The organism is Microbulbifer sp. CnH-101-G (assembly GCF_052466775.1).
The window spans coordinates 2,080,409-2,094,941 of record NZ_CP174292.1; the positions used below are offsets into that span (position 1 = coordinate 2,080,409).

Genomic DNA, 14,533 nt, shown 5'->3' on the forward strand with positions numbered 1-14,533 from the left:
TTTTATTGTAATATAAATTCTCTCTCTAGCTCTTTACTAGTTATTATTTGACAATTAAAAATAGACGTATTTGGTTCTCTTAAGCATAACTCCAAAAGCTGTACAAAATGAGTAGCCATTTGTTCTACACTATTTCTAGCAAACAAATCAGAAGAATACTCCCATTCTAGAGTGAGTGAGTTACTGTTTGACTTCACATCAATACAAAGGTCGAATTGTGATGATTCATTTAGTACGGGATTAGGACTAACTTCAATATCATCCATTTTTATGGATCCATTTTCAGTATCTTCATGCATTGATAGCATTATCTGAAAAATGGGATTATGACTCATACTCCTTTCTGGGTTGAGCAAGTCTACAATCTTTTCAAATGGTAAATATTGATGTTTATAAGCTTCAAGTATTGTTTTTTTATTTTTATAAATAAGGTCTAAGAAACTAATATTTTTTTGAATCTTAGATCTTAAGATAATTGTGTTAGAAAAAAATCCTATCGTATTTAATAACTTATTACTGTTTCTAATATTTATGGGACTTCCTACAATCACATCCAATTCGTTAGAGTATCTAGCAATAAGGGCTGAAAGAATAGTATGCATTAGCATAAATATGCTTATATCATTTTCCTTGATAAATACATCGACTTTCTTCTTTAAGCTTTCTTGAATTCTTTTCTTTATTCGGCTGCCTGAATGACTTAACTTTACAGGCCTTTTAAAGTCCGTAGGGATACTATGAATTGTAGGAATATCTTTAAGTTGATTTTTCCAATATTGTATCCCAGTCTCTTCGAGGCCTATATTTTTATTTTCCCAGATTGCGAAATCTCGATATTGGAAGTCAACTGGATCAAGATCTGCAATACTGAAATTATTTACTTTTCTTGAATAATGATGAGATAGTTCATTAATGAAGATGCTGGTAGAGTGGGCGTCAAACGCTATATGGTGCAATATGAAATATAAATCATATTCCTTTTCACTATATTTTATTAGCTCTGCCCTTAACATCAGGTCATTTTTTAGATCGAATTTATGATTTTTTAATTTTTCGGTAGCTTTATATCTCTCATTTTCTTTGATTCTGTTATCGCAAGAAGTTAAATTTTTTGTGATGAGCTTGAAACTATACTTTTCTGTGGTTGATTGAAAAATTTCACCATCACTATTAATTTTATATTTGGTCCTTAAGATTTCATGCCGCTGGATTATTTCCGAAATTGACTGTTCAAGACTTGATATACAAAGTGATCCCTTTAATTTCAGGCCAAAAATCATATTATAATGATTAGCATCAGGATCTAAAGTTTGAATCAGCCAAAGCCTTTTCTGGGAAAAAGATAGCGGTGCAAGCTTAATTTCAGGATGGGATTTAAGTGCAACTTTCGAACTGTTATAATTTTGATCTATAAGACCCGAGAATGAATTCAATGTAGGACTATTAAATATATCTGAAATATCCAGCTGGGTATTAAATACTTCATTAATACGGGCTATAAGTCTCATCGACATTAAGGATGTTCCACCTAGTTTAAAAAAGCTAGATGAACGGGTAATAAACTTTTCAGGAAGATCAAGTATTTCTGACCATATTATGGTTACTCTATCCTCAATACTGCTATTCTCTTTACTTCGATCACTAGATAGATTTTTTGGCAACCTAAGCTTTCTTTTGTCAATTTTTCCTGAGTCAGTCATCGGGAAATCGTCGACAATATATATTCTTGATGGGACCATATATTCTGGTAAGAATTTTGCTACATGAATTTTTATTAACTCTCCTATGTCTTCCTTTTTATTTGATTTACTGCTAACAAATGAAACTAAGAATTTATCTCCTGTTTTGTTTTGCTGCATTATAGTAGCAACTGCATCGACATCTTCATATCGTGAAATACAGGCTTCTATTTCGGCTAAGTCGATCCTAAAACCTCGTAACTTTACCTCAGAATCTCTTCTTCCAAGATATTCTATCTTGCCTTCACTTGAAATTCGTACCAGATCGCCAGTTCTGTAGTATTGGTCTTTTGGCCAATTATTAAATTTATGTGTTATAAATTTTTCTTTGCTTTCTGCCTTATTATTAATATAACCTAAGGATACCCCAGCTCCTCTTACCCAAAGTTCTCCTATTCCACCAAGTGGTGTTATTTCTTTATTTTCTGAGACAATTGCAATACCTGTTTCTTTAATAGGAAATCCGATAGGGATCGGTTTTTCAGTATTAAAAAATCGTGGAATCCTATAGCAGCAACTGAACGTTGTATTTTCCGTAGGTCCATATCCGTTTATTATGGTGACATTTGGTAATTCTTCATACACTCTCTTCACACTATAGGGATTTACTACATCACCTCCCACAATAATTTCTCTTAGATGAAGTTTTTTATTTTTTTCCTTACTCCATAAATCAAAGTAAGCGGATGTCAAAAATATTGTATTTACTTGATGTTTTTCTAACTCTATATTTATTTTTTTTGTGTTAAGAAGATTATCCTCTGGTATTACCAGAGTTCCACCGTTAAGCCATGCTCCCCAAATTTCAAATGTAGCAGCATCGAAAGACAAATTGGATAATTGGGCAATTATCGTTTTATTACTTAATGATACGTAGCTTTGATTCTTTATTAATCGTACTATGCCTTTATGGGGTATTAGAGCTCCTTTTGGGATACCAGTGGACCCGGAAGTGAAGCAACAGTAAGCGGCTTCATTACCTGATAAATTTTGTTTGATTTCCCTATCTAGACTAATTTTCTCTTGCTTGCCGATATCAAAGCAATTTCTATTTGTGAATTTTTCTAGATATTTTTTATTTGTTATAATTAAATCTGGATCTGCCAACTCTAATATTTTTTCTATTCTAATATCAGGGTTGTTGCAATCAAGAGTAAGATATGCCGCACCTGATTTAAGGACAGCAAGTATTGACAAATAGCAATCAATAGACTTGTCTAAATAAATTGCAACGAGCTTTGGGCTTGATGAATGATCAAGAATTGAGTTCATCAAAATCCTTGCTTTTTCCATCAGCTCACGATATGTCAGCTTTACATCTTTATGAATTAAAGCAATCTTATCTGAAAATTTATTTGTTATTTCATTGAATGCTTTGACAACATTATAATCTTCAAATTTTTTTTCGTTTTGCAGCGTATGGAATTTTTCTAGTGAATCAATATCTTTTTTAGTATTTAGTTTTAGTTGTTTGATTGGATTATTTGTATTATAAGGTATATTTTCTAAAAGATTTTCAAACTGAAGAGCCCAGCGTTTTACGCTATCCTCATGAAAGATTGCTGTGGAATACTCCCAGTTAGTTATCAATCTTCCATCTTTGATCTCTATATCTAGAGTGAGATCAAATTTACTTTCGCTTTTGCTACCTTTAATTGGGTTAATAGTTACATTTGGTAATTCTAACTTGTTTTCAACTGTATTTGACAGGGATAGCATGACCTGACAAATTGGGCTATAACTTAGACTACGTTCCACTCCCAATTCATTAATTATTGAATCAAATGATAAACGGTTGTTTTGTGCTTTCAGCAAGGTTTCATTGCACTTCAACAAAAATTGTTGGAAGCTTATATCATTTTGGATCTTGACACGGAGTGGAAGGGTATCAGCAAACATCCCAACGACATCACTAAATTCATTGTGTGACCTGTTGGCTATAGGTGTTCCAATTACGATATCACTTGTATTCGATAGCCTATTTATAAAAATTACAAAAGCTGCGTACAAACCTGAAAATAAGGTTACTCTTTGATTTCTACAATAGTTTATTATATTTTCTGAAAGTTTCTCGGATAGGTTATGTATGATTGTAGAACCAAGATGACTTTGTTTTTTGGGTCTAGGGAAATCTAATGGTAAAGCATGTAATTCAGGTATATTTCGTAATTTATCGCTCCAATACGCTAATAATTTTCTTTTATTAAGGTATACGTATTCTTTTTCCCAAAAAACATAGTCGACAAACTGTTTCTTTGGGCTCGGCAACAAGAAATTTTCCGTTCTAGTCCCTTCTGTATATATTCTATTTAAGTCTTTTAGGAGTATATTAAGCGACCACCCATCAACAATTATATGATGTATGACGATGATTAATATATATTCTTTCTCATGAATTTTGATTAGTGATACTCGAAAAAGAGTATCTTTTTTTAGATCGAAAGGTCTATTAATCTTTGAAAAATGTTTGTTATACTTTTCATCAATATTTATTTCTGTGCTGAAATCAACACATTCTAAATTTATGCTTTGATTTCCACTTGTTTTTTGTGCTGGTTTACCATCTATAACTATAAAGTTAGCTCTTAGTAACTCATGATGCAGTAATAAGCTGTTAAAAGATTTTGAAAGTGCTTCTACTTTTAGGTCGCCATATATTTTAAAGGCAGCAGGAATATTATAGCTTTTATTGTTATTGTATTTTGTACTAAAAAAAAATAATTGTTGCTGGCTTGAAGAGAGGGGGAATCCGAATTTTTCTAGTGCCATTTTATCTGGCTTATTGGATTCCTGTATGTGTGTTATTAGTTGCTCTTTATATTTCCTTAAACTGTCTCTAAAATGTTCATTAACTAAATGAGCGTCTGCTTCAACTATTATATTTCCATTCTTTTGTTTAAGTCTTATTTTATTTTCTTTACAAAAAGATAAAAATTCACCAAAGCTCATTTTCAGCACATCCCTTGCAACAACTAAACTCTATCTGTATATCAACTTATTATAATTTCTCTCTTAATCTACATCTAAAAATCACTCCTTTGATTTCTTAGCTCAACGCCTATTATTTCATAATATTTAAAATATATTTGGGAATCAAGTGAAATTTTACCGACTAGAATTAAAGAGCTGTTAGTTAATGCTCATTAACCTGCATCGTTTATCATTGCGTATATTTTTTTATCTAACAGAATACTGGTACAACAGTACTTTAAATTTTAAGTAACTATGGTCTCTAAGATTTTAATCGTGTCAGTCAAGTTTAGAATTTGTATACTTTCACATGTCATAAGTGAGCTTTTAATTATTTCAGAAGCCAATAGGAATAATTTACTTTCATGGTTATTTTCTAACCCATCACATCGGCTTAAACTATCTTGATGTAATCTGAAACATTAGCCACGCTTAAATGATCGAGCACTACCGTCCTTAATTATGTGCGCTATTATCTGCCAATACTTTAGATAGTTTCATGCAGCTATAACCACGTATTCACTGTTACGCTCATAAACACTGACAGCTTTTCCACTTCTTAGGTCCAATTCTAACTCGTTGAAAAGTCTATCCATGAGATGCTTGCTGGTTGAACTTTCGGTGCTTACAGCTGGCAATTGAAATAATCAAAGTCTCATCCGTTTTCTTCGCTTTTCTTTCCTCAATTCTTAATAAATTTCGGCCGTCAATGATGCATCCACATGTAGATTGATCGCCTTTTTTCGAGTTTGCCGGCAGTGGGTCAGACCTGTGCGCTGCCTTGCATCCCCGAATAAAAATTTTATTTGAATCTTGACTTGTAATAGGCGATCATTGTCATCGCATCCAGTTCTGTGTCTGTCGAATACAGCAGTGCGTGCCCCTCTTTGTCGCCGTTAGTAGGCCTCAGCATCACAATGCGAATAACTCTTTTTGATAAATCTGGCATAGGTAGACTTTGTATAAACTTCAGTCGTATCATTCAAAGCGCATACATGCTCAAAACGATTCATGTCGGAAACAAAGTCACCTTTCCATCGTATTTTCTGGGGCATCCACTGCCGCTGTAAACGCCTTCATATAGCCACAACAAGTTTGCGTCAGCTCGTAACTCGCCAACGATGTGTATCCCCGTTGGAATAATAGCCGAAACGAATTCCACCTTGGCATAGTAGGAATCTGCAGCAAGATAGCTAATACCAAGATCCATGAGTGTTGGAGCAAGTTTGACAGTATGGTTTGTCTATTGCCTGCTGAGCATCCAAAGCATAGGCAGTATCCGACTTCAGGTCAGTGGTACTTATCACAAAGATTTCAAGGCCACGTTGTGAGGCTACGACACTACCATTGTAATACCAGCCCAGGCCCTCCGTCTTTTTCCTTGATTTATTGATAAAACAGGCTCTACATATAAATCAATCCGTGATCAGTCTTTCTGATCGATTGTCTGACATGCACCCAGGCTATATGCAGTATTTGACTGGAGGTCTGTCACACAAATCTATGAGTAATTGCAGCAGTTACATCACTCTGGGGCATGAGCTAGTACACGCCGATCGCTGTAATCAACGTCTCAATTTGTCTGGTGTCACTAATTCCACCTATCTTGCTGATCAGAGTCAGGATTCCATGAATAATGTCCTATGACAACAGGGAAACGGATTGGCAAGGGCTCGTATTGACAACGGAGGAAACAATACTGTCTATAACAATTTAACGGTCTCCAATCTTAATAATATGATCACAACAAGAAATAGCGGTTGGATTTGGGTTGGAGGGTCTATGGAGGCGAAAGAAGAGATAGCCACAATTGGCCTGAGTGATGACCAGAATAATATCCCCAATGACCTTTTAGCCATCAATGAGAATATGATACGTGCCGAGCACAATGTTCCCCGTTGGATGAAGTATGGGCGCATCGGCAACTTGAACTAACCCTGCCGTTAACATCAAAAGAATGGAATCGGCTAGCCCGGCACAAGGATGTGCAAATTTTCAGCTTTCGCTTTTATACTTCCGCTAAATCAGTCATCCCCACCAAAAAAATCAGAGCGATGGGTTCGCCCTCTTAACTCACTATTGCATAGAATTGCGAAGGGCCGTTATCATCGGCAACAACTTGAACTGCGCTCTTAGCAAACCCAGTGATCTTTTACACCGTTTCCAAGAACTGCATTTATTAGAATTAACCCATTAGCCGTATAAGATGTTTACCTACACACTAATTAAGCATACCCATATCACCGCTGCAGTGCTTAGCATCTCCCTTTTTCTGTTGCGGATGGGAATGGAATTCTCTGGTAAGACGCAATGGCGAAAGACCTTCCTGCGCTGGATGCCCCACGCCAATGATACTCTGCTGTTATCTGCTGCTATAGCTCTGGTTATTATTGGTAGCTGGAACCCGGCTGTTTTTCATTGGCTCGCAGTGAAGATCGCACTGGTTTTTGGATATGTGATTGCCGGTTTCTTCGCACTTCGCCAGTCTGCGTCTCAGCGCACCCGTATGATTGCATCGATTTTGGCAATAGTACAAGTTGGTTTTATCCTCTATCTAGCAATTCAAAAGCCTGCTCTCTAATATTAACTTTTTTTATTCAACCTGCCCGTGAGACCAGTACTCTGCGGGCAGTGCACTTAATCTCGATCCCACACTTCGTGGTCTATCCCCTTAATGTCGCATTTCCGGGCATCAAATATCGGCTCTTTCACCCCCCTGTTAAGTTGTGCCTCATAATCCCCCAATACTTTGAAGGCGACACCGGAAAGCAGCGTAATAGCCAATATGTTGGTCGAAGCCATAAACCCCATAGCGACATCTGCCATCCGCCAAAGCAGGGTGAAGTTCTCAGTGCTTCCACTGTAGGAAACCCAGGCTCCAAACAAGATAAACAGTAAAAAAATTATCCGATAACAAAAGATAGAAACGGGGGTGTGGTAAAGATAAAAAATATTGGTCTCACCATAATAGTAGTTACCAATAATCGAGGTAAAGGCAAAGAACAGCAGTGCAAAGGCCACAAAACCAGTTCCCCAGGAACCCACCTCGCTCGCGAGGGAATCCTGAGCCAGCTTAACCCCCTCCACATTACCCACCATATAGACATCAGCAACTAAAATAATCGCCGCGGTACAGGTGCAGATAACAATGGTATCCAAAAAAACTGAGGCCATTTGCACATAGCCCTGTACCAAAGGATGCTTAACATCTGCTGCCGCGCCAACATTCGGTGAAGACCCAAGCCCAGCTTCATTGGCAAAGAGACCTCGTTTAATCCCATTGGACACCACCGCCCCCAGGGCCCCCGCTCCGGCTTGCTCTAGGCCGAATGCATTTTTCAGGATCGTACCTAGAATCTTGGGCAAATCTCCCAGATTTATCAGTAAAACCACCATTGCCACAGTTAAGTAAGCGATGGCCATAAAAGGCACTACCACCCCAGCAAAGCGAGCGATAGAACGGATACCTCCAAATACAATAATGGCCGCGGTTACGGCCACAACAACCCCCACCAACATGGGATTGATTTCCCAGGCGTCATTGAGGGCCGTAGCCATGGTATTCGATTGGATGGAGTTGAAAATAAAGCCGTAACACAACAGCAAAAAGATGGAAAAACTCACCGAGAGCCATTTCCAGTTAGGGCCAAGGCCTTTATTAATGTAGTACGCCGGCCCTCCTCGAAAAGTTCCCGGCTGCTCCCCTTTCTCTTTGTAAACCTGTGCAAGGGTGTTTTCGACCATACTGGTGGCCATGCCGAGCCAAGCCACCATCCACATCCAAAAAACCGACCCAGGCCCTCCAGCAGTAATGGCCACAGCAACGCCCGCCAAGCTGCCGGTGCCAATTCGAGCGGCGGCACTGGTGGCAAATGCCTGGAAGGCAGAAATTGAGCCCGGATGATCTTTGTGGATACCGCGCACCATTACCATGGTCATATGGCCAAAATGACGGAATTGGATAAAACGGCTGCGGATAGAGAAGTAAAGGCCAATGGGCAGCAGCGCTATAATCAGGACACCGAGCCACCATTCCCCTGCAATTCCCCCCCACAAAAGCCGGTTGGCCCAATCAATCGCCCTGATTATTCGGTCCAACAACTCTTGCATCCACTGCTCCCTACTAGAGACTGTTTTTTTATTGATCGGCCAACGGCTGGAAACGGCTTTTCCCACTAAAGACTAGCAGCCACTGCAGTGCTAACTGGCGGATAACCATGCAGGCCAAGTACAGACATCGAGGAAAAGAAACGCCTTCTTTGCTGGCACCCAAGAAATCCAGGCAGGCTTAGAAGACCAAAGAAAAGAAAACACGGCGCTCAAAACTCACTTTGAGCCCTAGAAAGCGGTGGGGAACCGGAAGGAAAACGATTTCCAAGGGATAATTAGGCGACACCGATAGCGCCGCTCTAATTTGTGTACGGAATAATACGCTAGCAGAAGATTTCCCGCGCCCGCTCTGGAGAGACCACCTTGCGGCCACACTCTTCGGCGACCACAGCCAAAGCTTCAATCAGCTGGCCATTGCCAGAGGCGCGCTCGCCACCGGGCAAATAGAAGGTATCCTCCACCCCGGTGCGTAAATGCCCCCCCAATTCCGCGGTCTTGCGATGCACCGGCCAGATATCCTCACGCCCAATCACTGTGCTCTGCCACAAGCTGCCCGCATGCATATATTTAGGCAGCAATGCCAACAACTCCGGGTCGGCAGGCATACCGGAAGCCACCCCCATCACCAGGTTATAGTTGGGCTTATCCACCATACCCACATCGGCATACATTCCTACAGAACGGACGATACCCACATCAAAGCACTCGAACTCAGGCCTGGTACCTGTTTCGCGGCAGACCGCCAGCAGCTCCTCCACTTTGTCCACCGGATTATCAAATACCATCGGCGGCCAGGCCCAGCTGCCGTTGGATCGGGCTTTCAAGTAATTCAAACTGCCAGCGTTACAGGCGGCGATTTCCGGCTTACCGGCGCGCAAGCACTCAAGCGGGCCGCGCTGGTCCCGGCCAATAGTGCCCGTGGAGAAATTTAAAAGTACACCGGGGCACTTATCACGGATGGCATCAGCTATCTCCAACGCCACTTGCGGGTCCCAGCTGGGTAGGTGCCCCTTGCCCGGCTCCTGCACCCGAAAGTGCACATGCATTACCGAGGCCCCGGCATCAAAGGCCTCGCGAGCGGAATTTGCCATTTCTTCCGGCGTTACTGGAACCGGGTGTTGTTGCGGATTAGTGAGCACCCCGGTTAGGGCGCAGGTGATTACCACTTCATCGGACATCGCAGGCTCTCCTGAATTATCTTTATTTGGGCCGCTTTAGATTCGGCGCACTAAGCTTTGCCGAATTCCGCTGATTGCCATGCTCTCAGTACCTGCGCTTCAACCCTGCGCGAAATACCCAGAGCCGCATCCATACTTTGGGTTTGTTGTGGGGTGGTATCAACCCCCGGCACCAAGCGCTTGCTTGGTTCGCAAGAGACTAACATAGGCCTCTCCCTGTAAAAAGGCACCTTGTGTCGTCAAAACAGGCCCGGCAGAATGCGAAAAGATCTAATTAAGGAATCCGGTACCCGATGAGTAATAACCCCAAGACAATCTCCACCCCTTATGGCAGCTGGAAGTCCGCGATCAACGCAGAACTATTAGTAGAAGGCAGTGTGCGCCTTGCGGAAGCCAGCCTGGTGGATGGGCGTTACTACTGGCTAGAGTCGCGCCCCTCAGAAAAGGGGCGCAATGTTCTGGTGCAATATTGTCCGCAAAATGGACGGCGCGACCTCACGCCCGCCCCACTGAGTATTCGCTCTAAGGCGCACGAATACGGCGGTGGTAGCTACCTGGTTCACGGCGACACCCTGTATTTTGTGCTGGCGGAAGATCAGCGTATTTACCGTATGGAGATCAGCAGTAACTTGCCCGAAGCCATCACCCCAGAAAACGAATCCCGATATGCAGACCTACACCTCGATATAAAAAGAAATCGCCTCATTGGTATTGAAGAAGACGACAGTGGCCACGCTCAGGGTACGGAGGCACGGGCACGGATTATCTCTATCGACTTACAGGCGCCTCTGGCTACAGCGCCCAAGGTATTGGTTGAGGGAGCAGACTTCTACTCAAACCCCACCCTGAACAGCAACGGGGATCAATTGGCTTTCTTACGCTGGCATCACCCCAACCTCCCCTGGGACGGCACCGAGCTGTGCCAGGCCAGCTTGAATGAACAGGGAGAGATCACCGAGATTACGCAAGTGGCTGGCGGAGATAACGAATCCATCTTCCAGCCGCAATGGTCTCCGCGGGGGGAGCTTTACTATGTCTCCGACCGCAACAACTGGTGGAATTTATATAAGCTGGAGCAAGATACTCCTCTGTGGAAAAGGGATGCTGAATTTGCCACCCCGCAGTGGGTGTTTGGCATGTCCACTTATGGTTTTATCAGTGGCGAGGAAATTCTCTGTACCTACACCGAGAACGGTCTTTGGTACCTAGCCATCCTGAATACCCGTACTGGCGAACACCAGCTGATCGAACAGCCCTATTGCGATATCGAGAGTCTGCACTGTGAAAGCGGTAAAGCGATAATGATTGCCGCCGCAAGTGACAGCTTCCCTGCAATCGTCTCTTTTGACCAAGCAAGTGAGGCGCTTGAGGTTATCGCCAGCAGTAATCACCGTGAATTGCCCACCGAACTTTTCTCCCGCGCCCAAGCAATCAATTTCGAAGTCGATGGGCGGGAGGTACACGGCTTTTACTATCCACCGCAGAACCCAGACTTCAAGGCACCTGAGGGCGAAAAGCCCCCGCTTATTGTTTTTAGCCACGGCGGCCCTACAGGAGCCACCTCTGCCGGTCTCAATTTGAAAGTACAGTATTGGACCAGCCGAGGCTTCGCCATTCTGGATGTGAACTATTCCGGCAGTACCGGTTATGGCCGAGAATACCGCGATCGCCTTACCGATAAGTGGGGTATCTACGATGTGGAAGATGTCTGTGCCGGCGCCGAATACCTGGTCAATCAGGGCCTGGCAGATCCTGAGCGACTGCTGATCAAAGGTGGCAGCGCGGGTGGTTATACCGTGTTGGCGGCACTGACTTTTCACAACACTTTCAAAGCCGGAGCCAGCCACTATGGAATCGGCGAATTGAGCAGCCTCGCCAAAGACACCCACAAGTTTGAATCCCGCTACCTGGACAAGTTGGTAGGCCCCTGGCCATCTGCTGAGGAGATCTATCAGCAACGCTCTCCTATTCATCATGTAGAGCAGCTGAACTGCCCAGTGATTTTTTTCCAGGGCATGGAAGATAAGGTGGTACCGCCAAACCAGGCGGAAACCATGGTTAAAGCCCTTAAAGAGCGCAGTATCCCAGTTGCCTATATCACCTTTGCCAATGAAGGGCACGGCTTTCGCAGTGGAGACAGCATTAAAATGGCCCTGGAGGGAGAACTGGAATTTTACAGCCGTATTTTCGGCTTCCCCCTGGCAGAAACCGGCCCCGGTATTACCATTGAAAACCTGTAATCAATCATCCCAGACCTTGAGAGGAAGCCAGTAACACCATGGGAAGATGGAGACCGCCGCACCCGCGCGGCTCCCGCTATATCACTGCGGAGGGCGCGCGACGTATGCGCGCCGAAGTAAAGTTCCTTTGGGAGGAAGAGCGCCCCAGAGTCACCCAGGCGGTCAGTGACGCCGCCAAGCTGGGTGATCGATCAGAAAATGCCGACTATATCTACGGCAAGAAACGCCTGCGGGAAATAGACAGCCGTGTGCGGTTTTTGACCAAGCGCTTGGAAGAAATCACCGTAGTTGACCAGGTGCCCGATGACCGCGAAAAAGTCTTCTTCGGTGCCTGGGTCACGTTGGAAGATGAAGAGGGGGTAGTCGTAAGCTATAGAATAGTTGGGCCAGATGAGTTTGATGTAAAGGCCGGCCTGATTTCCATGGACTCTCCTGTGGCTCGTTCACTGTTAGGGCGCAGGCTTGATGATGAGATAGATATTCGTCTGGGAGAAAAGTGGCAGACTTATTTTATTACTGAAATCCGTTACGAGGAGTGAGGGATAGTGGTAAAGCTACCTTGCTAATACAAGTGGCGTGCTATTCGGCAAAAATCTCTAGAGACTTTGGTTATTTGGTTATTTGGTTATTTGGTTATTTATCACTTTACCGTGGCCAGATGTTGCATTAGAGCATCGCCTCCTCAATAGGTGTTTGAGGTAATTTGCCAAACTCCTTTATCCTTGGGAGGACGTGTTGTAGTGGCACTCTGCGAGCAATCAACAACTTGGAGGCTCACCGAACCAGTGTCACCAGATGGCTCTGCGACCTTTAAACTTTAGCGTCTTCCCACCAATTAAGCCATCTGATCCAAGAATATATAGCAAGAGCTATTTCATAATTTAAATCGTATAATAACTACTGATTTTATTTACACTGCAATTCAGTGCGCAAAAAATATTTAAATCAATGAAACACACTCTTTCCTTACCAGAGAAGGTGAAATGCGATATTTTGACTTGTATAATTGTGTAAAATACGACTGACTAGAAAAACCACTCTCCAACGCAATATCCACTAACCGTTTACTTGTAGTACGCAGTTGAACATCTGCGTATCGCAGACGCCTTTCGTTAATCCATGATTTTGGAGAGCCCTCCCTAAAAACCTGACTAAACATATTCTTAAATGAAGTCAAACTCATACCAATCTGCTTAGCATAGTCAGCCAAAGACCAATTTTTAGTAACATTGACTTCCATAAACCTCCTAAAAGCTTCCTGCTCCGGGTTTACCTGATTAAGCAATTCATTAGCCAGTATCTTCCCATGATCACTGTTCAATTTAAGCAGTAATAATTCCTCTAACTTCAGAGCATTTAATCCATCATTATCCAACTGACCAAACAATCTAAATGAATCTAATGTTAGCCTTGTCAACTTACAACTTGGAAAAATAATAGGTACTTCACCCCTAGGTAGAACTGATTTCATCATATTGGGTACCTGCTTTTTATGAAGCAAGGCATTATCGTATCTTTCGTAGAATCTAGATAGCATTGCTGCACGAATACCAACACATATTACAACTGCATCCTGATTTTTGTGGATATTTCCTAACCGAAAACCTTCATCCGAACTTGCCAGCCAGACTTGCCCCATTTTCAACTCAAAGTTTGATTGACGATTCGTAATATTAGCAGTGCCGGACACCATCATAACTAAATTAACAAAAGGTGAAGATGTAAGAGCAATAGATTTACCGCATGGAATTGAGAATATCTTAAACTCAAATAAATCTCCACAATGCTGGCACTCGACAACCACTTCCCCATTGGTGATATCGTCTTGCCACTTGCAGGAGGGAATATTCATTTCTTTTATTACCCTTTATAGAACTACTATTTAATATTGAGAGACCAGAAGTTATTCGCAATATCTTTAACATTATTTAATGCTTTTCCCACAACTTACAAAATCCATTAATAGGTAACTGGATCAACCGGCCAAAACTTTTTGCTTATTATTACTAACTTCTAAGATAGATCCACCTACTGCACATGACGCCAAAAAGGTAAACGCCATCTAAAATTAAAATCCCGTTTACTGATATTTGGGGGGAATTTTATCAAAGGATAAGTGTTACATTTTTCATCTATAAACCACATAACAACAGAATACATTTTGAACAGAATGCCTTTATTACGGTTTAACTTTGAACACATATACTTAGGTTGAAACATAAGGCTATCCATTGCCTTACTATTGATGCTCTGAACTTGATACCCTCTGTCAACTCAGAATAATGTAAGTAAAGCC

General features: G+C 42.1%; 9 protein-coding genes. 4 read left to right on the forward strand and 5 right to left on the reverse strand.

Annotated elements, in window-relative coordinates:
• Nucleotides 1-2 precede the first annotated feature (2 nt).
• A complete protein-coding gene (locus tag ACJJID_RS09050; RefSeq protein WP_444922435.1) occupies nucleotides 3-4,688 on the reverse strand; it encodes an amino acid adenylation domain-containing protein in 4,686 nt (1,561 codons plus the stop codon).
• Nucleotides 4,689-6,491: 1,803 nt separating this feature from the next.
• On the opposite strand from ACJJID_RS09050, the gene ACJJID_RS09055 reads away from it, so the two are divergent.
• Nucleotides 6,492-6,644, forward strand: coding sequence for a hypothetical protein (locus ACJJID_RS09055; RefSeq protein WP_444922436.1), 153 nt, complete (start codon nucleotides 6,492-6,494; stop codon nucleotides 6,642-6,644).
• 271 nt (nucleotides 6,645-6,915) lie between these two features.
• Nucleotides 6,916-7,290: a SirB2 family protein gene (locus tag ACJJID_RS09060; RefSeq protein WP_444922437.1), complete on the forward strand. Its 375-nt coding sequence runs from the start codon at nucleotides 6,916-6,918 to the stop codon at nucleotides 7,288-7,290.
• A gap of 56 nt (nucleotides 7,291-7,346) precedes the next feature.
• Here the strand turns inward: ACJJID_RS09060 and ACJJID_RS09065 are convergent, their stop codons facing one another.
• From ACJJID_RS09065 to ACJJID_RS09075, 3 genes are all read right to left on the reverse strand, one after another.
• Complete coding sequence (locus tag ACJJID_RS09065; RefSeq protein WP_444922438.1) at nucleotides 7,347-8,819, reverse strand: alanine/glycine:cation symporter family protein; 1,473 nt, start codon at nucleotides 8,817-8,819, stop codon at nucleotides 7,347-7,349.
• A 323-nt stretch (nucleotides 8,820-9,142) separates the two neighbouring features.
• Nucleotides 9,143-9,997 (reverse strand): 3-keto-5-aminohexanoate cleavage protein, encoded by an 855-nt coding sequence (locus ACJJID_RS09070; RefSeq protein WP_444922439.1) that lies wholly within the window; start codon nucleotides 9,995-9,997, stop codon nucleotides 9,143-9,145.
• A 50-nt stretch (nucleotides 9,998-10,047) separates the two neighbouring features.
• Nucleotides 10,048-10,203: a hypothetical protein gene (locus ACJJID_RS09075; RefSeq protein WP_444922440.1), complete on the reverse strand. Its 156-nt coding sequence runs from the start codon at nucleotides 10,201-10,203 to the stop codon at nucleotides 10,048-10,050.
• Nucleotides 10,204-10,290: 87 nt separating this feature from the next.
• Between ACJJID_RS09075 and ACJJID_RS09080 the strand changes: the two genes are divergently transcribed.
• Nucleotides 10,291-12,237: a prolyl oligopeptidase family serine peptidase gene (locus ACJJID_RS09080; RefSeq protein ID WP_444922441.1), complete on the forward strand. Its 1,947-nt coding sequence runs from the start codon at nucleotides 10,291-10,293 to the stop codon at nucleotides 12,235-12,237.
• 38 nt (nucleotides 12,238-12,275) lie between these two features.
• On the forward strand, nucleotides 12,276-12,776 hold the full coding sequence (greB, locus tag ACJJID_RS09085) for a transcription elongation factor GreB (protein ID WP_444922442.1): 501 nt from the start codon (nucleotides 12,276-12,278) through the stop codon (nucleotides 12,774-12,776).
• 401 nt (nucleotides 12,777-13,177) lie between these two features.
• On the opposite strand, the gene ACJJID_RS09090 is transcribed toward greB, so the two are convergent.
• Nucleotides 13,178-14,089, reverse strand: coding sequence for a helix-turn-helix transcriptional regulator (locus ACJJID_RS09090; RefSeq protein WP_444922443.1), 912 nt, complete (start codon nucleotides 14,087-14,089; stop codon nucleotides 13,178-13,180).
• Nucleotides 14,090-14,533: the final 444 nt, after the last annotated feature.